At 59.2% G+C, this 21,135-nt stretch carries 13 protein-coding genes and 2 pseudogenes; 4 read left to right on the forward strand and 11 right to left on the reverse strand.

Annotated elements, in window-relative coordinates; genetic code table 11:
• Window positions 1–95: 95 nt before the first annotated feature.
• From HYG81_RS41750 to HYG81_RS41770, 4 genes and pseudogenes are all read right to left on the reverse strand, one after another.
• Window positions 96–548: a universal stress protein gene (locus HYG81_RS41750; RefSeq protein ID WP_226778061.1), complete on the reverse strand. Its 453-nt coding sequence runs from the start codon at window positions 546–548 to the stop codon at window positions 96–98.
• A gap of 535 nt (window positions 549–1,083) precedes the next feature.
• Window positions 1,084–1,203 (reverse strand): annotated as a pseudogene (locus HYG81_RS41760) (IS6 family transposase); the annotation flags it as partial.
• Between the two features lie 72 nt (window positions 1,204–1,275).
• Window positions 1,276–3,519 (reverse strand): right-handed parallel beta-helix repeat-containing protein, encoded by a 2,244-nt coding sequence (locus tag HYG81_RS41765; protein ID WP_226778062.1) that lies wholly within the window; start codon window positions 3,517–3,519, stop codon window positions 1,276–1,278.
• A gap of 175 nt (window positions 3,520–3,694) precedes the next feature.
• Window positions 3,695–4,330 (reverse strand): annotated as a pseudogene (locus tag HYG81_RS41770) (IS6 family transposase).
• A 168-nt stretch (window positions 4,331–4,498) separates the two neighbouring features.
• Between HYG81_RS41770 and HYG81_RS41775 the strand changes: the two are divergent.
• Window positions 4,499–5,572: a mannonate dehydratase gene (locus HYG81_RS41775; protein ID WP_226778063.1), complete on the forward strand. Its 1,074-nt coding sequence runs from the start codon at window positions 4,499–4,501 to the stop codon at window positions 5,570–5,572.
• 324 nt (window positions 5,573–5,896) lie between these two features.
• Here the strand turns inward: HYG81_RS41775 and HYG81_RS41780 are convergent, their stop codons facing one another.
• The 3 genes from HYG81_RS41780 to HYG81_RS41790 form a co-directional block, all read right to left on the reverse strand.
• Window positions 5,897–6,973, reverse strand: a complete 1,077-nt coding sequence (locus HYG81_RS41780) for a glycoside hydrolase family 88/105 protein (RefSeq protein WP_226778065.1) — start codon at window positions 6,971–6,973, stop codon at window positions 5,897–5,899.
• Window positions 6,974–7,603: 630 nt separating this feature from the next.
• The gene (locus HYG81_RS41785; protein WP_226778066.1) at window positions 7,604–8,635 is read right to left on the reverse strand and encodes an LLM class flavin-dependent oxidoreductase; all 1,032 of its coding nucleotides are present in this window, start codon (window positions 8,633–8,635) and stop codon (window positions 7,604–7,606) included.
• Window positions 8,636–8,638: 3 nt separating this feature from the next.
• Window positions 8,639–9,844, reverse strand: coding sequence for an enolase C-terminal domain-like protein (locus HYG81_RS41790; protein WP_226778067.1), 1,206 nt, complete (start codon window positions 9,842–9,844; stop codon window positions 8,639–8,641).
• A 256-nt stretch (window positions 9,845–10,100) separates the two neighbouring features.
• Here HYG81_RS41790 and HYG81_RS41795 point away from each other — a divergent pair, with 256 nt between their 5' ends.
• From HYG81_RS41795 to HYG81_RS41805, 3 genes are all read left to right on the forward strand, one after another.
• Window positions 10,101–11,144: a zinc-dependent alcohol dehydrogenase gene (locus HYG81_RS41795; protein ID WP_226778068.1), complete on the forward strand. Its 1,044-nt coding sequence runs from the start codon at window positions 10,101–10,103 to the stop codon at window positions 11,142–11,144.
• A 330-nt stretch (window positions 11,145–11,474) separates the two neighbouring features.
• Window positions 11,475–13,505: a hypothetical protein gene (locus HYG81_RS41800; protein ID WP_226778070.1), complete on the forward strand. Its 2,031-nt coding sequence runs from the start codon at window positions 11,475–11,477 to the stop codon at window positions 13,503–13,505.
• A 227-nt stretch (window positions 13,506–13,732) separates the two neighbouring features.
• Entirely contained in the window at window positions 13,733–14,596 is an 864-nt protein-coding gene (locus tag HYG81_RS41805) for an amidohydrolase family protein (RefSeq protein WP_226778395.1), read from the forward strand.
• A gap of 15 nt (window positions 14,597–14,611) precedes the next feature.
• On the opposite strand, the gene HYG81_RS41810 is transcribed toward HYG81_RS41805, so the two are convergent.
• The 4 genes from HYG81_RS41810 to HYG81_RS41825 form a co-directional block, all read right to left on the reverse strand.
• Window positions 14,612–15,451 (reverse strand): fumarylacetoacetate hydrolase family protein, encoded by an 840-nt coding sequence (locus tag HYG81_RS41810; RefSeq protein ID WP_226778071.1) that lies wholly within the window; start codon window positions 15,449–15,451, stop codon window positions 14,612–14,614.
• Between the two features lie 399 nt (window positions 15,452–15,850).
• Window positions 15,851–18,187, reverse strand: coding sequence for a right-handed parallel beta-helix repeat-containing protein (locus HYG81_RS41815; protein ID WP_226778072.1), 2,337 nt, complete (start codon window positions 18,185–18,187; stop codon window positions 15,851–15,853).
• A gap of 161 nt (window positions 18,188–18,348) precedes the next feature.
• The gene (locus HYG81_RS41820; protein ID WP_226778073.1) at window positions 18,349–20,574 is read right to left on the reverse strand and encodes an LUD domain-containing protein; all 2,226 of its coding nucleotides are present in this window, start codon (window positions 20,572–20,574) and stop codon (window positions 18,349–18,351) included.
• Complete coding sequence (locus tag HYG81_RS41825; protein ID WP_226778075.1) at window positions 20,574–21,077, reverse strand: LutC/YkgG family protein; 504 nt, start codon at window positions 21,075–21,077, stop codon at window positions 20,574–20,576. Before HYG81_RS41825 ends, HYG81_RS41820 begins: the two co-directional genes overlap by 1 nt.
• Window positions 21,078–21,135: the final 58 nt, after the last annotated feature.

A 21,135-nucleotide genomic window follows, 5' to 3' on the forward strand; every position in this document is an offset into this window, starting at 1 on the left:
CCTACTTCGGCGGGAGTGTCTCTCAATTAGCGACTGATGGCGAAAACCGGTATCGAGCATCCAGTTCTCGGCATCATTGCAGGAGTAAATCGAGGTTAGTTGAGACAGACGAACGTTACGGGACACGGTGAGGAGAGGAGCACCCCCTGTGCAGTTGATCCGAAGACAGCTTTGCCAACCGGCGACCGATTTCGGCCCGCGACGATGACGCGATCCGCGTCGGTTTCGGTCGCTACGTCGACGATTTTCGGCCCCTGTTCGCCGACGGCACCTCGAATTTCGTACTCGAGGCCCGCAGCGTCAAGGGTGGGTCTGAGGTCTTGCATTACCGTGTAGCGCTCGGCGACCTGATCGGGGTTGATCGCCTCACGGCTGGTATCGAACTCGAGCTGGGAGAGTCGCTGGTTGTACTCCTCGTCCATGAAGATGTGTGCGAGGACGACAGTCGCGTCAGCCGGTTTCGCAACCTCCAGAAAGGTCTCAATGATTTCGTCCGATCGATCGGTGTCTTCCGGTCCGATAGCAACGAGAATGGTGCCAAGTGTCATCACCTACGCTAAAGCTATTCACTTGCTTAATTGTATGGTGTAGTCCGTATCGACAGTCAACGAACCACGCTCCAGCGAACCAGGTCGAGCGTTCACTACCATGATCGAGCAACAAGTGAGAATCAGTGGAATTATCGTATTCGGACACACTATTCGATGTCGGCAGCGCGGACGGCATCGGCAGGGATTTCGGATAGTCGTTCTCACGACGCAGGACGTTGCAAATCGAGTTAGAGGATCTGGTACCTTCATCGACGTAGAGGAGATGACCGGTGATGTAGCCGGCCTCGTCGGAAGCCAAGAACAGATACGAGCCGGCGAGTTACTCGGGTGATCCCATTCAATCCATCAGAATGTCCGTACTGATCTCCTGATCGTCGAATCGGGGATCGGTGTCTCGGCATCAGGTACTTGAGAATCGACATGTGATTCGGGATCCAGATTCCCGATTCCGAACGTCGTTTCGATGACGCCCGCAAACGACGGTGTCCCGGACGGGATGACTGTCGACGAGGAGGACTCAATCTGGTTTGCCCAATCCAGCAAGGTGGAGTCGAATACCGAGCCTCATCAGCCGACGCGGTGTCCGTTCTCGCTCCACAAAACTCAAATCAATCCAGTCGCTACAACCGTTGAGGCGGTCGATTTTTGCCATAGACCAGCATAAAATCGTACCCCTCACTTTTCACGCTTAACTAAACACGGCCCGGAGTGGGGCCGAAACAAGCTACTCCTCGAGGATCCGAATTTCGTCGAGCAGCGCCGACCCACGGGTACCGATCCCGCCGGCGATGAAGTCCGTGTTGGTCGCGGAACCCGACGCGATTTCTGTTCCGTCGGGATCAAAGAGTGTGGCGGTAATTTCTCCGTCTTCGCCCCAGTCGACGACTAGTTCGTACAGCGTTCCGGTCTTGATGTCTGCGGTCGGTTCAACCGAGAAGAGGTTCCCACTCGAGCCGCTGTAGAGCTGAAATCGAGGGGCATCCAAATCGGGGCTCACACGTATGAAGTAGAACTCATCAGTACTCTGCGCCCCGAATGCAACGCCCATGTGAGGATTGTCGTCCGTCCGTCCAATCTTCGCGGAAAACGTAGTCCCCGCTGCCGGATACCGGTCTAACCCGTCAGTCGAGATGATCGGTGCAACACCAACGTCACTCGCGAGCCTTGAGTCACCGTGGGAAACTGGCGGGTCGTTGGTGATCTCGTAGGCGTCAGTGTTGCCGTCGTAGGCATCGAGCGTGCCTGACTCGAACGAGTCGACAATTCCAGGGCTCGTGTCATGATCCCAGTCTACGTCTCGCTCGAGGCCGAGGTTTGCCTGGGGCTGATCAACGATGTATTTGACGTCAAGGTCGGCGCCAGGGTCGGTGTGCCACTCGAAGACCAGGTCCCAGCGCTCAGCGTCGCCGTCCCATTCGAAGCGATGGTCCCAGGAACACGAGCCAGCAGGTGCCTTGACGGCTGATGCGCGAAGGTCAAGCGTCGCGGAGGGATTCTCGCTCACGCCCTCGATGCGGGCAGCAGGATCGACGTCTGACTTGAGCGTGACCGTCCCCGAGTCAATACCATCGCCGATGTTGTTGCGGACAACTGTATCGTCGGCCGTGATATCGAGCAGGTGTTCAGTGCCACCGTTACGGACATCGCAATTGACGACGCTGCTGTGGTCACCCGTGACACGGATTGCGACCGGTTGCTCCCGGTCGTCTTCGGGACGATCATCGTAGACACGGACGTTGCTGACTGCGAACCCTTCCGTGTCCGAACGGATACCCTCTTGGGCGCAGTTCTTGATGAGTCCGCCCTGAACAACTGCGTTCTCGACGGTGCTATCTGCGGCGATACCCAGCGTCCGTGGGTTGCTGATGTTGACGGTGTTGATTGTGATGTCCCGACCATCACTAATGTGGACGCCTCGTGGGGCGTCGCGACTCACTACCTGCCCGCAGGAAACATTCTCGACCTCGTTGGCTACCCGGAACGTCGCGTAGCGCGTCTCTGATTCAGGGTTGTACCCCACGACGCTATCGACGGTCGCGTTGATCGCTTTGTTCAGGAGTAGCGAGCACCCCGCTATGCCGTTGCCGAGGACCCGTCCAACCTGAACGCGTTCGACATCGTAGAATTCGACGCCGTGATGGTTTGCGTTCTCGATGTACGCTGAATCGAGTTGGATGTCCGTTGCGGCGTCCTCGCGCGACCGCCCGGAAATTCGGACGCCTTCGTTGATTTCGCCGACATGGACCGGATCGGCCAGCTGGTCCTCTCGTGGTCGGCCGGGTTCGTGAGACGGGGGAAAACTCTCGGGCGGATCGAAGTTCGGATGATCTTCATAGGGGTCGAGCGCATTGAGCCCGTCGAACTGGACGTCGATGTGCCCGAGCCGTACGCTATCACAGTTCTGCAGGACGATCCCGAAGCGTGGGTTCCCCGTGATGTTCAATCGCGGTATTTCGATCTCCTCCTCGTTGAGGGCGCGGAAAGGGATCACCAGTGACTGTCCCTCATCCTCGACGCGGATCGTCGCCGGCACGTCGACGACAGTGTAACTCGGCAAGACGACTTGCTTAAGCTTGTTAGTTGCCTCGACCGTCCCGTCGGCGGTCACGAGTACACGTTCCTTCGTAGTTCGCCCGTCGGTGAGGCTATCGACGGCCGCCTGAATGAGTTCGAGATAGTCATCGCTGCTCGCTACGTGGCCATCAGTCCCATCGGCCTGATAGACACCGTCCTCGTCCTCCCAGACGATCACATCCGCCTCGCGGGCCGATGTGTAGGTATGATCGACTTCGAGGTTGTGCAAGTCATACAGGCCGTGTCCGTTCGCGTCGACGTCGGCGTCCCACTCGTACCACGGTTGGTTGCCGGTGTCAGGGCCGGCGCTCGACTCCTGACCGCTCGCACTACCCGCGAACGCTGCTCCGAGCCCTGCGGCCCCGATCACTCCGAGCGCACCCCGGCGCGGCATCGACAATCCTCTCCTTTCGTCCGATCCCCCGGATTCATCGTCGTTCGATACGTGTCGCTCTGACGGCGTCTCTGTCGTGTCCTCTCTCATTGGTTTGCTATGTCACACCGCATGACACGGAAGAGTATTTATAATCACATATAATAAAAGTTTCCCAGATCGAAAACAGTCGTGTTTAGTTTGTAGCATTCTGCCAGACGGCGAAAGCTTGGAGCCACGATTCTGCGGTTGATGGTCTGACGTGATTAAAACAGTTTGAAAACGAGGAGGTACGTCGTTTTATCTCTCAAAATATACGTTCAACAGCGTTCCGATTTCCATGTTTTTCGTATCGAAATCGGAGCCCATATCGGCGGAGCGCTGTCTGGAGATGCTGTGCTCCGTCGACGAGAAACACAGCGTCTTCGACATCATGTTTCTCGGTTAATTCTCGCAGAAAGCGTTCAGTCAATGCGGTTGTAGTCGTTGAAAACAGCCGTATATGGAGAATCTTGTTCGTTTCAGGATCGACTGCAGCGTACAGCCAATACTGGTGATCATCGATCCGAATCACGGTTTCGTCGAGCGCAATGTGATTCGGAGTCGTGTCAGTTGCTGGCTGTAGATCGGCTTTCTGTACCCAATCGTGAACAGCCTTCCGCGATCGCTCGACACCGAACCTCTCGAGTTCTCGAACGGTATTCGAAAGCGATAATCCAGCAAGGTGGAGTCGAATACCGAGCCCCATCAGCCGACACGGTGTCCGTTCTCGCTCCACAAAACTCAAATCGATCCAGTCGCTACAACCGTTGAGGCGGTCGATTTTTGCCATAGACCAGCATAAAATCGTACCGCCTCACTTTTCACGCTTAACTAAACACGGCCGGAAATTTTCATGTTACTGCACTAGACGTCGATCTCGAGCAACCGAAGACACGGAATCCCCGATCACTCATTGAATACCCCACACTAATATAGCCGTGTCGAGAGAAAACGGCGTATGAGGCGAACTACTAGCGCAACCGTTCGTGTCGGCGTTCGAACTCGCTCACTCTCAAAACGCAGATTGCGATACGTACGACAGCTCGGTGCGACGGATATCTTCGTCGATCACGCAGATACTGAGGAGGAACCCGACGAATTCAACGATCGGGATGGGAGCGAGACGATCGCAGTCGGTCCGGACCAGATTCCATCCGTCTCGGAACTCACCGCCGCTCGAGACCGTATCGAAGATGCGGACCTCTCCTTTACGGGCATCCAGTCGCTGCCGTATTCGATGTACGGTGATATCATGTTCGGTCGAGACGGCGCGGACGAAGCGCTCGACCAAATTACGACCCTGATTCGAAATCTGGGCCGGGCTGGCGTTCCAGTGCTGGGCTACCAGTGGAACCCTCGCAGCGTCGTCCCGATGCGAACTTCACCCGTCGAGACGCGAGGCGGTGCCGAGGCAACCGCCTTCGATTACGACGAACTCGACGATCCGGACGAACTCGCACCCGGTCTCGACCGAGCGTACACTGAGGAGGAATTCTGGGAGAATTATCAGCACTTCCTCGAGACCGTGCTTCCAGTTGCGGAGGAGGCTAGCGTCGACCTCGCACTACATCCGGTTGACCCACCGGTTCTCGAGTCACTCGGTGGAATCCCTCGTCTGTTCCGGAACGTCGAGAATTTCGAGAAAGGGATGGATCTTGTCCCGAGCGACAATCACGGATTGAAGCTTTGTCTCGGCTGTTTCTCACAGATGGGCGAAGACGTCACCGAGGTCATTCGTCGCTTTGGCGAACGTGACGAGATCGTCTTCATTCACTTCCGCGATGTCGTCGGAACGGTCCCGAAATTCCACGAGGCGTTCGTCGATACGGGTAACTTCGATACCGCTGAGGCGGTACGAGCGCTCGATGATATCGGTTTCGACGGTCCGGTTATTCCAGACCACGTGCCGAAGATGGAGGGCGACGACGATTGGAGACATCGGGCCCGCGGGTTTACGGTCGGCTATCTTCGCGGGGTTATCGAGACGGTTCGATCGGAACCGGTACGAACGCACGTATCGGAAACCGAGTAGGCCGGTTCTCTAACGACTCCGTTTCGAAGCGGCCGTCGCTTTTCCCGAAGTGCTCAGCAGTCGGTGGACTCATTAAATAGCTTTCGTGGGTACACCGAAACGTGGGATCGGAGATGGGAATCGCTTCGTATTCGAGGAACCAACTCACTGAGACAGTGATCGCAATAGAGACGCAAAGCACGATTCCGAATGAAAGAGGTCGGCGGTCCCGTCCTCGTCACCGCCTGACGCTCGCAGGTGGCGGTCAACGACCACCTCTCGGGTAGCACCTCGATCTTTCTGAACCGGGACGCTACGATCACGAGACCGAATCGTGTGAGCGGATTACTGCGTATCGATGAACTGCGTCGCGGCGAGCAAGTAGAAGCCCTGTCCGTACGACGTCGACGTCAGCGGCGCGCCCGGTCCACCGGGTGGCCCGGCGACCCGGCGGACGGCACCCTCGTTGTCGACGAGGCCCTGTGCGATGTCCATCGCATCCTCTGCGGCCTGTTCGTATTTCGCGTCTTCGACGATACCCAGGTCGAGGGCGCGTTTGAACGCGTAGGTGTACATGAGCGTGCCCGAACTCTCGAGGGGCGTGTGTGGGTCGTCGACGATGTTGTACCACATCCCGCTGTCGTCCTGGCGTTCGACGATCGCTGAGGCGACGTCGCGGAAGATCTCGATCAGTTCGTCGCGGTCGGGATGGTCTTCGGGAAGGAACTCCAAGACGTCGACGATCGCCGCCTGGATCCAGCCGTTTCCGCGCGCCCAGAAGGTGCTCTGGGGGTAGCTGTTGGGCTGTTCGTGCCAGATGTGCCGGAACAGTCCCGTATGTGGGTCCTGCAAGTGTTTGGCGTGGACGATGAGCTGTTTGGCGGCTTCGTCGAACGCGTCGGGTTCGTCGGCGGCAGCGCCATAGCGCGCGAAAAACGGACACATCATGTAGACCGAGTCGATCCACAGCCCCTTCACGCCCGACAGCTCCGGGATGTGGTGGGGAATGCCACCGTCCTCGGTGCGTTCGACCGACTGGAGGTTCTCGTACTCCCCGCGTGCGGCCTCGAGGTACTCGTCGTTGCCGGTTCGACGATAAAAGTCGAGAACACCGTGACCGATGGAGGTAGTGTTGTTCGTGTTCATCGCCTTTCGTTCGTCGATTTGCCAGTGAGCATCGTACTCTTTGCCGTGCTGGAAGACCTCGATCGGGTAGCTCGGGCCGTAGGACAGCTGGCCGTTGCTGTCCTGGGTCTCGACGGACCGATCGACGAGGGCTCTGGCGGCCTCGACGCACTCCTCACGGTCGGTCGCGAGCAGGCCGTTGATGGCGACGCCTTTCTGCCAAACCTCGTTCTCCATATCCTGTGCAACGGTGTACGCTGCGACGTCCGAAATTGTCTCTTCGAGGGACTGAGTCATGTTGACGATAGCTACTACTCCCGCGGACTCATGATAAACCTTACTGGACGTCGACAACCGACGATTCTGCCCGTCGATTCGCTCCGTCGCTCATGGATATTCTTTGTTTCGCCAAGTTTGTCCGGTACCACCGGAAAGATGTCGGGTACTGTCTCTGACGCAGCGGATATATTTACAGATGTATGGATGTAAATAGTGTATCTGTCAGTCGGTAGTACGAGGATATACTATCTATATCCTAGGCTCTCACGTCCGAACATCCGTGTTAAGGACTGGCGTCCGCTGTCACCGGATGAGTTGTGTTAGTGGGTAACGCAGACTCTCGATCCCGACGGGTACGGTCTATTTGTGGGAAGAATTGAGCGATCCCGCCGAATCGGTGTCCGGCACTATCGAATATCCGATCGCAATTGCTCGGACGTGGGAACCGGCTGTGTTTGGAACAACACAGAGAACGAGTCCCGATTCCGTCGATTCACCGTCAGTTTCAAACGGACCCCGACGATTCCAATGCGATCGAACCGGTTCGTGGTCTCGGGTTTCGTCACCCGAAGCTATCCGATTATCGACCAGACGATCAGTGTGCGTTCGAGTGGCAAAATCGAAAACGCGGCGAAAACGAGCGGCTGACTACTGGAACTGCGGCATCACTTCGTCGGCGAATAACTCCATCCCGTCCGTATCGGGGAAGTCAACGAACCAGCCTTGGAACTTCGTCACGCCGGCGTCGATCCGTTTCTCGATCGCCTCGGCACACTCCTCGGGCGTACCCATGATGAAGTATTCGCTGGCGATCTCTTCGGTCGTGATGTCGGCCTGATCGACGTACTCCTCCTCGAACTGGATCGGGATCATCAGATCGAGCAAGCGCTCGTACTTCTCGGGATCGCGCGTACAGATGATGTGGCCGTCCCAGGAGTACTCGATCTCGTCGGGATCGCGGTCAACCGTCTCGCAGTGGTCCTCGATGACACCGATCTTGTGCTCGAGCGTCTCCGGCGTCCCGTTGAACACGTCCGTATTCCAGACGTCGGCGTGTTTCGCGACGAGTTTCAGCGTCACCTCCTCGCCCTGCCCACCGACGAGGATCGGTGGGTGGGGATCCTGGACCGGGCCGGGTTCGCAGTAGGCGTCGTCGATCCGGTAGCGGTCGCCCGCGAAGGAAGCGGGTTCGCCGGTGTCGGCGTTCCAGAGCTCCTTCATCAGGCGGATGCTCTCGTCGAGGCGCATCAGCCGCTCGAAGCCATCGCGGTACTCCCAGCCGTAGGCTTCGTACTCGGGTTCGTGCCAGCCAGCACCGAGTCCGAGTTCGAGTCGCCCGTCGGAAATGACGTCGAGCGTCGCGGCCATCTTCGCGACCAGCGCTGGGTTTCGGTAGTCGTTACAGAGGACCAACGAGCCCAAGTTGATATCCTCGGTAAGCCCCGCTAGTGCCGACAGCAGTGTCCAGCACTCGAATTCGGCGTGGTCGCGGCCAAGCATGAGGTGGTCCGGTGCCCACGCGGCGTCGAAGCCGAGTTCATCGGCTTTTAGGACGCCGTCCTTCGTCGTTTCCCAGTCGAGTTGCTCGTAGCACGGGGTATCGCGGTGGACGGGGTTGGTTCCCGACTCCGGCGCGCCCGCAAACACCGGCACGTTGTATTCGAAGGTGACGTCGGTCATGGATTACTCCACGTTGTAGTGCTCGAGCGCTTCGGGGTTGGTCTCGGAGCTCAGACCGATGCTGTCCGGCAGTTCGATAGCGCCGTTCTCGGCGTTCGGCGGATTGGCGTAAATCGCGTCGGCGTAGGTCGATTCCTGCTCGCCCTGGCGCTGCTTGTACCACTCGGGAATCGGGAAATACTCCGCCATCGGCGCGTTGGTCGATGCGGCGATGAAGTGTAGCGTCGGGTTCGTCCCGGAGTGGGGGATAACCGGGACGTCTCGGGCACTCGCCATCGCGTCGATCTTCAACAGTTCGGTCAGGCCACCACAGCGGTGGACGTCGGGCTGGAGGATGTCCACGGCCTCGCGCTCGAGGAGTTCCTTGTGGCCCCAGCGGGTGAACTCGTGTTCGCCGCCGGAGATGGGAACGTTCGACGCCTCACGGACCTCGGCGTAGCCGTCGATATCGTCGGGGATAACGGGTTCCTCGACCCACTCCATATCGTAGCGCTCGAGACGCTTGAGCATCTTCTTGGCGTAGCGGACGTCCCAGCCCATGTAGGCGTCGCCGGCAATCGCGATCTCGTCGCCGACGGCATCCCGAACCGTCTTGACGATCTTTTCGTTCTCTTTCATTCCTTTGCGGCCCGCTTCAGGCCCGTATCGGAACCGCAGCTTCATCGCGTCGAAGCCCTGCTCGGCGTAGTTCTGGGCCTCCTGCTCGAGTTTCTCGTGATCGACCGGGTGGAGGTTACTCGCATAGCAGGGAATATCATCCGTAACTGGGCCGCCGAGCAGTTCGTAGACTGGCTTCTCGGCTTCCTTCCCAGCGATGTCCCAGAGAGCGAGGTCGATGGCGCTGATGGCCTCGATCGCGGCGCCCTTTCGGCCGAACGGAATCGTCGCGCGGTACATCATGTCCCAGAGTCGCTCGCGCTCGTGTGGGTCCTCGCCGATAACGAGCTTCGAGAGCGTTTCGTTGACGATGGTCTTGATTGACCCCGTCGCCCAGTTACCGACACCGACGCCGGTGATGCCTGCATCGGTTTCGACTTCGACGACGACGTCGCCGACCGGCCCCATCCACTTGCGGCGGGCTTGCGGATTGTCGCCGTCGGCGTTGTTGTACTCGTCGAACTTGCTCATGACAGTGACGAGCGGGAACTCGACGAACTCACCCCAAGAATCGGTACTGACCTTCGTGACGTTGATGTTCGTTATCTCCATAAGTGCTGATTCACTTCCAACAGACTCAGTCCGACATGTGTCTAACAGGCATATAAGTGTTTATAGTAGGTAGACTCCCCGAGTATGTCATCACTGCTGCACCTGTGACAGTGTGATCAATATACCCATTGACCAGTATGACTCTGAATGGTTTGAAAGTTAATAGAATATGTCCGGGAGACCATATCACACCTAAAGTTATATGTAGCTGAGTCACCGACGTATTGATAGCTCGACCAGAGCGAGGTAACCCTACATGAAGGCCATAGTTCATACCGGTCCTAGATCCATCGAGATGCGCGAACGTGAGAAAGCAGCGCCCACCGACGACGAAGTACTCGTTCGCGTCCACTCGGCGGGACTGTGCGGCAGTGACGCACATGCGTACAAGTACGAAGACGGCTACGAGTGGATTCCGATCCCGCGGATCATGGGCCACGAGTACTCCGGCGAGGTCATCGAAGTCGGCGATAACGTCACCGACTTTGCGGTCGGTGACCACGTCGTTGAGGAGCCGATTCACGACTGCGGTTCGTGTTTTCAGTGTAAGAACGGCCAGCCGAACGTCTGCCAGAACTTCGAAATTACGGGGATGCACAACGACGGCGCGTACACCGAGTATACGACGGTACGCCCTCGAGACCTGCATCGTATTCCGGATGATGTCCCGCTCGGACACGCCAGTATCACCGAACCGCTCAGCATCGCGACGCGGGCGGTGTTCGATCAATCCCACGTGTCGCCGGGTGACACCGTCCTCGTTGAAGGACCCGGCCCAATCGGCGTCTTCGTCGCGGCCGTCGCGGATTCGATGGGCGCCAACGTAGTCGTCTCAGGACTGGGCAAAGACACCGAGTATCGGCTCCCGCTGGTCGAACAACTCGGCATCGAGACGATCGACGTCGAAACGACCGACCTGTCGGCGGTCGTTGACGATCGGACCGACGGGATCGGCTTCGACGCAGTGTTCGATACGACGGGCCACTCGAGCGGCGTCGAAATGGCTATCGACCACGTCCGCAAGGGCGGGCAGGTCATCGTCGTTGGTCTCCCCGGCTCCCCGAGTGAAGTGTTCATGACACCGGTCGTTCGGGGCGAAGTCGACGTGAACACCTCCTACGGTTCGACCTGGACGAACTTCGAACAGGCCATCCGACTCCTGTCTGCGGGCGCTATCGACGCCGACGCGATCATCGACCGCTCGTTTAGCATCGACGATCCGACCGCCGCGTTCGATGCGTTCCTCGAGTCGGAAACCTGCAAACCAGTCTTCTCGTTTTCGGATTCCCACCAGGAGTGAGGAAACGCAGAATTGGTTCTCAGTGAGAGCCAACTACCAGGGTAGCAAATCAGTTAGTCGCCACGGGGGACGGTTCTGAGTAGAAAGCAGTTACCGACACTGGTGGCAACCGGCCGCCGAATACCATCGCTGGTGGCTTACAGGTGTTTACTCAGACCGATCGTATCCATCTAATGATAGGCTCGTGATCGGTCAAGAGCAGTAGCTTTCGAACCACCGTGCAATCACTGGATTTTGCTGATCCTGCGTAATAACGATAATATAATAGTCAATAACTAATATATAGATGAATCTGTAACAGTGTGAGTGTCACACAGTGTGGCAGATACCATGACGGGAGACGACGATACATCCGACGGAGCGGAATCGAACTGGACGATGCCCCGACGCGGAGCGCTCGGACTGCTCGGCACCGCTGGGCTCGGCGCAGTACTCGCTGGCACCGCATCCGCCGACGGGAACGGTAACCAGCCGTGGCACGAGTGGGACGCCAATGTCAACGCTAACGGTCACAGCCTGACCGAACTGGGTGCACTCACGACGGCCGCGAACGACGCGGCGATTGCGGACTTCGCTGGAGAGAACCTGGACGTGGACGATGACGGCGTACTCAACGCCGAGGGCTCGCCCGACTCGATCCACGTCGTCACCGATTATCCAGGCGAGACGCTCGACCAGAAGCTGGAGAACGTCCTCGACGCGCTCCCAGAGGGCGACGACATCCCGAACCGGCAGCCGGGCCACAAGATCGTGATCCCCGCCCCCGATCCGGACGACCCGGCCGCAGCCGACGGGCTGCCGGCCTGGCGGTTCGAGTCTCCGGTCGAGATCGACAACAACACCGGCAAACTGGTGTTCGAGATGGGGTGGACGCTGATCTACGCCACGGAGTCGATCGAGAGCTTCTTCGTCATCGGGCCGGACGAGAAGACCGAGAACATCAACCTCTACGGCGGGATGTTCTACGCACAGGAGAATATCGAGCGGTCGTTCATCGACATTCAGGGAGTCGGTCACATGCATATCTCCCGGATGTACCTCCAGAACCTAGCGGAGCGAAACAGCGTGCCGGCGGGGATCCGACTCGCGGACTACCACGGGTCGAGCGAACTGACGATCACGGACACCGAAGTGACCGGCTGTCGCGACGGCTTCCTTGCTGAGTACGGGAGCGATGACGTCCCGTACGGTCCCTCGTTCGATCTCGATATCTCCAACTGGCGCGCCGGCGGCGGCGAACACAGTATCCGGATCGACGGCGGCGCCTCGATTACGCTCGACTCGATCCAGGTGGGTGGCCACCCGCTCCAGTCAGTGAGCGAGGACATCATAAGACTGGAGAACTCCGTCAACGAGACCCGGAGCGTGTCGATCTCGAACGTCCACGAGCGCCACAACGCGATGGACTACAACAGCGGCGTCAGAGTCGCCGACGTGACCGACGGCGAGGGACCGCGCCATAACGGGATCTTCGTCGAGAACGTCGACCTGTTCCACGCCGAGTACAGCACCGATATCGAGTACGCGTCGTACTTCGACCAGCAGAACCTGCGCCCCGCGCCCAAGGTAAGAGACGACGCCGTTGGCTCGACGCGCTGGTTCGACAGCGGTGTCCAGAAGCACGAGACCTACAGTTCCCACGAGTTCCACGCCGGCGGGTCGCCCACGTTCACTGTCGACGAGGACGACGTTCGAATCGATAGCGCCGGCAACGGTGCCGTCCTCACGACGCCGGACGGCCAGAGCCGGTATCGCGTCCGAGTCGACAACGACGGGAACCTGGTAACCGAGGAGGTCGAGGACGGTGGCAACCGGACGGGAATTATCGAGAGCTTCGAGGACGGAGACCTCGCCGAGTATGAGGGCGAGACGGACGCCTACACGATCGACGACTCCGCGCCGGTCGGCCACGGTGAGACCAGCCTCAAGAACACGTCCGGCGACACCGCCATCATCGTCTCGACGAGCGGACTCGCACAGTACCCGCAAGCCGGGGACGCGTTCGCCGCACAGGCGGCTCGTACCGAGACGAATGATAACCTCGGTATCGCCTTCGGTGCACAGGATACGGAGAACTTCTACTTCGCCCGGATCTATCCCGAGAGCGACGGCGACCGGCTCCAGCTGTACAAGCGCGTCAACGGGGACTACACCGAACTCGACAAGGCGAACGTCTCGGTCGATCGGAACACGCTGTACGACTTCGTCATCGACTGGGGCGAGTTCGGCGAGATCGACGTCGAGGTCCGAGACCCATCCGGCGACGCGATCGGTTCGGTCGCCACCACGGACGAAACGTTCACCGAGGGCGGTATCGGTGTCCGCAGCACCGGTGCTCTCGACAATGTGCGATTCCGATGAAAGCGACACGTTTGATCGGTGATTGATTGCCCACGGGTGAGTGCGGGAACGACCCGAATCGAACGCGTCCCATAGCGACTCCCCTTTCCGGGAGTTGCAGGCATGATACCTCAGCCGATCTCACAGATTCCCACATTCGTGACCGACTGGTTACGGGCCAACCGATTTCGTCCCGCTCTCAACACAACGTTTAGTATGGCGCAATACGTTGCTTTTCGCACACGATGGTGCTGGATACGCACACACACGCGTGGACGCAACCGACTCGAGACCATCCCTGGGTGAACGGCCCGCTCGTGGACGTCGTCGACGAGTTCAGCGTCGGTACCGTCTACACCGCTGAAAAACTCCGAGCGGATATGGACGAGGTCGGCGTCGATGAGGCCGTTGTCGTGGGGTATCCGATCTGCGAGTGGACCGATAACGCGTACACGATCGAGTGCGTCGAGGACCACGACACTCTCTCGGGAATCGTCATGCTCGACCAGTTCGCCGACGGCGCGGCCGATCGGCTGCGCTCACAGATGGCTGTCGACGGGGTTCTCGGCTTTCGTCTCGGCGCGATCTGTCCGTACGACCGGATGTGGGAGACGTTCGATCCCGATGTGGACTGGCTTCGCGACGCCATCGACGAGACCGAATTCTGGGACGCCGCCCGCGAGACCGACGCGCTAGTACAGCTCCTCGCGCACGTCGATCAACTCGAGCAGGTGATCGAACTCGTCGAAACGTACCCGGAGCTCTCGTATGCGCTCGATCACTTCTGTCACGCCGATCCGTCGGTCCCGCCGGCAGACGGAGCGTTCGCCGACCTCGAGGCCCTCGCCGAGTACGATGTCGCCGTGAAAATCTCCGAGGTCGTCCATCGATCCGAGGAGGAGTTTCCCTACCGCGATATGCACGACCACGTCCGCTGGCTGCTCGAGACCTTCGGCCGCGAGCGAGTCGTCTGGGGCTCTGACTTTCCGAATGTCAGCGATGACGCGACCTACGAGGAGAGTCTGCAGTGGCTCGAGCACGTGGACTGTCTCTCGAAAAAAGATCGCGCGTGGGTGACGGGCCGGTCCTTCAGAGACCTGTCCGGCCGTTGATTCAGGACGGGGCCGCTATTCGTCGCTAACGACGTGGTTCTCGAGCGTACCGATTCCGTCGACCTCGGCTTCGACCGTGTCACCGGGCGCGAGCAGTTCCGGCGGATCGCGGAAGATGCCAACGCCGCCCGGGGTGCCGGTCGAGATCACGGTGCCAGGCTGTAGCGTCATTCTGTGACTGAGATACTCGATCGTGTCGCCGACGTCGAAGATGAACTCTTCCGTTGAAGACTCCTGTTTTACCTCGCCGTTGAGTCGGAGTTCGACGTCGACGTTGTTGGCGTCGATCGATTCGGGCGTCGTCAGCGCCGGCCCCATCGGGGCGAACGTGTCGTAGCTCTTGCCGCGGAAGAACTGGCCGTCCTCGAACTGGGCGTCGCGCGCGCTGACGTCGTTGACGATCGTGTAACCCGCGACGTACTCTTCGGCTTCGTCGGCCGAGACTTCGGACGCGGTTCGACCGATGACGATGCCGAGTTCGACCTCGTAGTCGACCTGTTCGACGTCGTCCGGATGGACGATCGGTGCGTTGGGGTCGGTAACGCTCAAAGGAGACTTCGAGAACAGCATCGGTTTCTCAGGGATCTCTTCGTCCTGTTCTTCGGCGTGATCGTAGTAGTTCAGGCCGACGCAGATGATCTGCTCAACCGAGGGGATCGGTGTCAGATAGTCCTCCGGTTCCTCGATCGCTGGAAGTTCTCCAGTCTCGACGGCGCGACGGACGCGGCGACGGTAGCCGGGTGTCGCGAGGTCTTCGATCGTCGGGTCTCCAAAGCGGTCCAGTGCATACGTCTGCTCGTCGACGGTAACGCCCCAGCGGACGCCACCGCTAGTTGCGAATCGAACGAATTGCATCATCTCAGAATTCCTGTCCTGGATCTTGAATCTTTCTCTCGAGTCCGGTACAGATTCCAAAACATTGGTCCAAACGATGCTTCGGGGCCGCTGTTCGGCCGCCGATATCTGATTCGGTTTCCAGTCTACAGTTGGTCAACAATATACTCGACATTCAAATCCGATCCCGAATCGATCACCCGCTCGAATTGGTACTTGAGCCCGAACAGCCCCGAGGTTCCTCCTCGAGAGACCGTCGAACTGACAGCGACGCATTCCAGTCGGTAGCGACGTCCTCGGTTCGAACTGTTAGACCAGAACCGGACTTGAGCGTTGTTGTGCCAGCCACTGACGAAAATCACTAAAAGCAGTGTGGGCACTTGGTGGCAACGAGTGAGTAGCGTGAGGAGGGCTGAGCCGTTATTCGAGGATGCGAATGTCGTCGAGCATGCCTGATCGGCGGGTTCCGAACCCACCCTCGAGGAATGTGTCCTCGTCAGGTGCCTCCGCCGACGCCAGCACCTCGCCGTCAGTCGTGTGTAGATTGGAAGTGATACCACTGTCCTCGTCCCAGTCGATGACGATTTCGTAGATCGTTCCTGGATCGGTGAGAGACAGATCGTCGCTCGCGATCGTATCGAATTCACCGCTTTCAACCTTCCACAACTGCCACGAGTCGTTGTTCCAGTCCAGCCGGGTGAAATAGAGATTGTCGAAATCCTGCATGCCAAAGGCGATGCCGATGAAGGCTACGCCTCCCTCGCCCGTTTGGGCAACCTTGGCAGCGAATGTATCGCCCGCCTCCGGATACCGAGGTAGTCCTTCGAAGGATCCGATCATCCCCGCGTTACCGCCCGGATTCTTGAGGCTATACGTTCCTTCCGCAACCGGTGACTCATCGTTCACCTCATAGTTACCGAGCGTTCCGACGTACTGGTCAAGGTTTCCGTCCTCAAAATCGTCGATCGTTCCCGGGCCTGGCTCTTGCTCTACCGGTGGGTTCCACTCCGTCACTGGGACCTCATCAGGTTCACCTGGATCGACGAGGCCCGTGTTGTTTCGATCAACGATGAACTCGATATCGAAGTTTTCGCCGGGGTCGTCACGCCACTCGAAGACCAGGTCCCAGTCACCATCGTTCCACTGGAAGTAGTGATCGTACGCAAACGGACCGCCGGGGTTCTCCAGCGGTTGCGCTCTGAGTTCCAGCGTCGACGCGTAGTGGCCGGCGATACCTTCGATGCGAGCAGCGGGGCTCTCGCCGGACTCAAGCGTCACGAGACCGGAATTGAGGCCGCCACCGAGATTGTTTCGGACGACAGTTGTTTCGGAGGCGACTCGAATCAGTCCTTCAGTCCCACCACTGCGCACGTCATTGTTGATAAACCGGTTGTTCTGGACGTTGTCCTCTTCGTGGATCGCCCAGGTCTGTTGGCGTTCGTCCGCTGGACGATCGTCGACGATCCGGAGATTGCTCAGGGTGATCCCCTCGTTAACGGGTTCGTTGAGGTGGGGCCAGATCGCGACACCAGGCCCGTCAATATTTCTGATTAGTCCGCCTGAAATGGTGACGTTCTTGGCGTCAGTTAACTGAATTCCCTCCCAGTCACAGCCGACGATGTTCACCTCTCCAATGGTGACGTTGCGAGCATCAGTGATGATCGCAATTCCCCGAACGCCACCTCGAGCGACGACGTTACTGACCGAGATGTTCTCGTTCTCGTTGGCCAATCGGAACGTGGGATAGCCACCGCCGGGGTTCGATCCGATGATACTGTTGATCGTCGCGTCGGACGTGGCATTGAGTAAGACACCTGCACCGCCTAAATCCCGTGCGATTACTTCGTTGATCTGGACGCGAGTCGTTTCGTACGTCTCAACGGCGTGATGTCCTGAGTTCTCGACGTAAACGGAGTTGATTGCGATATCCTCGCTCTTTTCAGGACGTGATCGACCTGAAATCCTGATTCCTTCGTTGATCGCACCAACGTATCCCGGATCGGCGAGAACCTCACTTCTGGAACTATCGGGGTCATGTGACGGTGGTGTCCCTGGATAATCTTCATACGGTTCAAGATCATCGAGATGCGAAAATTTCAACTCCGCATCGCCAATCGTGACGTTATTACAGTTCTGCAATAGAACGCCGAATCGTGGATTCCCCTCAATAGTTATTCGAGGTATTTCGATCTCTTCTTCGTCAAATCCGCGGATTACGTTGACGAGTGACTCTCCCTCGTCTCTGACTCGAATCGTTGCTGGCACATCCAAAACGGTGTAACTTGGAAGGACGATTTGGGTTAGTTCATCTACTGGACCGACCGTCCCCGAGGCCGTCACGAGAACGCGTTCTTTCATCGTCCGGTCATCGCTGAGACTGTCGACGGCGGCTTGGATGACGCCAAAATAATCCTCACCACTGGCAACGTTTCCATCTGCGTTATCGGCATGATAGGTGCCACTGTCGTCTTCCCAGACGATCACATTCGCTTCTCGTGCACTCGTGTAGGTGTGGTCAACCTCGAGAGTATTCAGATCGTACAGGCCGTTCCCGCCGGCGTCGACGTCGGCGTCCCACTCGTACCACGGTTGATTTCCGGTCTCCGGGTCGGCGCTCGAGGATGTGCTTGCACTTGCGCTTCCCGAAAACGCAGCGCCAAGCCCTGCGGCACCGATCAGTCCGAGGGCATCCCGCCGTGGAATCGATACACTCTCGTCTCCGTCGTTCTGTGTCCGCTGTGATTTCTCATTACTCATTGTGTCATACACCACCATTAGTGGTACACGATGACTGTCCACATAGGAAGTAATATAATTTATCATTACTGTCTGTATAATCACATTCTCGTCTCGAGTCGATAGCGTAATTCACGTCGTAAATCGCTGCTCGTCGGCGAGCGTTCAGCTCGTGGACCGTGCTAGCCCGTTTCGTCCGGCGCGACGAGCGAGAGCGGATGACTCGGCTGACGGGATAACAACCCGTCCAGTTGCTCGAGACACGAGGTTCCGCTCGCGACGACCGTTCGATCGGCGACGTCGGGGGCCTCGAACTGTTCTCTCAGTCGATCACCGACGTCCATACTCAGCTCGTAGTACTCGCTTTTGTAGCCGAAACTCCCTGCCATCCCGCAACACTCGACATCGGACGTGACGACGTCGTAGCCCAACTGGTCGAGGACAGTCATCGTGTACTCCTCGAGTTCGAGCGTCCGCTGCTGGCAGTGGGAGTGGTAGGCGATGTCGGAGCCGGCTCCGCCCGGACTGTCTGCATCGCGAAGCGGCGTCGGATCGACACCGTTCTCGAGCAGTCCGTAGACGTACTCGAACACCTCGTAGCTGCGCTCGGCAAGCGGCTCGTAGCGGTCCGTATCGAGGAGCCGTTCGTACTCGCCGCGGAACATTGCGAGATCGCTGGGCTCGATGACGACGATATCGTACCCCGCATCCAGATAGGACTCGAGGTCGGCCGAGACGTCCTGAGCGTGGTCTTCCGCGGTGGCGATCATCCCCTGAGAGAGCGGTGCGCGCCCGGAAGAGGCGACGTCGGGCACTTCGACGGCGACGCCCAGCGCCTCGAGCGTGCGGACAGCTGCCTTCCCTCGGTCAGTTCGAACGTGGTTCGTGTAGAGGTCGGGGTAGACGACGGCGTGGTAGTCGGCGTCGACGGGCCGGGGAACGTCTCGGTTCCGGAACCACTCGACGAACGTCTCGCGCTCGAACGTGGGAAGTTCACGGCGGCGATCGACCCCGAGTACGCGTTCCATGAGCAGCCGCGAGGGAAGCGTGTCCGCGACCCAGTTCGAGACGGGTGCAGTCGCGGAGCCGAGCTTTGCGAGCATCGCAAAGTTCCCGAAGAAGCGCTTCTGCAGGTCGAGACCGGCGGGCTCTGCATCCGGCGTGAGCCCCTCGACGAGGAAATCGAGCTCCCCCTCTTCGGCCCCACGATTCCGTCGGTCCCGGACGACCGTGTTGATCCACGGGATGTCGATCTTTACCGGACACTGGTTGACACACCGCGAGCAGCCGGTACAGAGGTCGTTGAACTCGTCGGCCGACTCCTGTCCGTGGACACCGGCCTCCCAGCCGGTGGCGATCCCGCCTGAGTAGGTCTCGCCGCCGAAGACGTGGCCGCCGACGGACTGGAAGTTCGCACACGAGTTCGCACAGGCCGAACACCGGATACAGTACAGCGTCTCCCGGAGCTGATCGTCGTCGCGCATGTCCATCCGCCCGTTGTCGAGCAAGACGAGGTGGAACTCCCGATCGTCGGGATCGTCGGCGATCGGCTCGTCGTCATCGAAGTCGACCGGCGGTGTCGAGACCGGCGGCGAAAAGAGGGAGACGTAGGAGGTGATGTCCTGGCCTGTTCCCGATCGCGCGATGAGTTCGACGAACGGCTGGAGGTCCTCGAACGTCGGAACGATCTTCTCGACGCCCGCGACTGCGACGTGGGTGTCGGGCACGGCGATCGACTTGCGTGCGTTGCCCTCGCTGGTCACCAACGCCATCGTTCCCGTGTCCGCCGTCACGAAATTCGCTCCGGTCACTCCGATATCCGCCTCTTCGACCCGCTCACCGAGGTACTCCCGTGCGAACTCGGTCAACTCCTGGGCCGTCTCGAGGTCTTCCTCCGGATCGAACTGTTCGTTGAACAGGGTCGCGATCTCCTCGCGCGACTGGTGGATCGCCGGTGCGACGAGGTGGCTGGGTGCCTCGTCGGCCACCTGCAGGACGAACTCGCCGAGGTCGGTCTCCCAGACGTCACAGCCCTCGGCCTCGAGGTGTTCGTTGAGATCGATCTCTTCGGTTGTCATCGATTTGGACTTGACGATGGTCTCGGCTGCCCGCTCGCGGGCGAGTTCGCGGACGTACCGGTTCGCGTCGGCAGCGTCGTCGGCGACGTAGACGGTTCCACCGTTCGCTTCGACCGCCTCGCGCACCTGCTCGATCAGTTCGGGAAGGCGTTCGATCGCGTCCTCCTTGATCGCCCGCGCTCGGTCCTTGTACGCATCGTAGTCATCGAGTCGGGCGACGGACTCGTAGCGCCCGTCGTTGAAGCCACGCGCGTTGCGCTCGACGCTGTCGCCCTCCGTCTCCATGATGTGCCGGATTCGGTCGGCTTTTTGGGATCGTTCGCTCGCCATTATGCCTCCAGAACGACGGCGTGGGTCTCTCGTGGTCCGTGGACGCCGTAGACGAGTTCACCCATGTCGGCGGTCGCACTCGGGCCGGTGGCGATCACAGCGTCGTCGCGACCGTTGCGGAATCGCTCGCCCATCAGCTCGAACGCCGACGCCATATCGGGGACGAGATCCTGCTCGCGAATGACGATCACGTGGCGGTCGGGAAAGAGGCTGGCAAGTTCGGACCCTGTCGGTGTCGACTCGAGCACGACCGAGCCGTAGTCGGCGACGCCGAGCGCCGCGGCGGTCACGCCACAGGCTGCCTCGCGTAGCTGGTTGGGCGTCGGATCGATGACGATATCCATTCCCTCGAGCGTAACCTCCTCGAAGGGGAGCGACGCGCCGATGGTCGGCTGGTCGATAACATCGGCGAGTGTCTCCTGAAACGCCGCCGGCGTGGTCCGAGTAACGTCAGTCCGGACGTTTCCGAGGTTCGTTTCGAACGTGTCTAGCTGTGTCGCCATTGGTTGTGCGTGACTAACGGATGCCACGGTTTTGGGTCTTGCCATTGGCCAGCACGTC

It is taken from the genome of Natrinema zhouii (assembly GCF_013456555.2).
Classification (GTDB): domain Archaea; phylum Halobacteriota; class Halobacteria; order Halobacteriales; family Natrialbaceae; genus Natrinema; species Natrinema zhouii.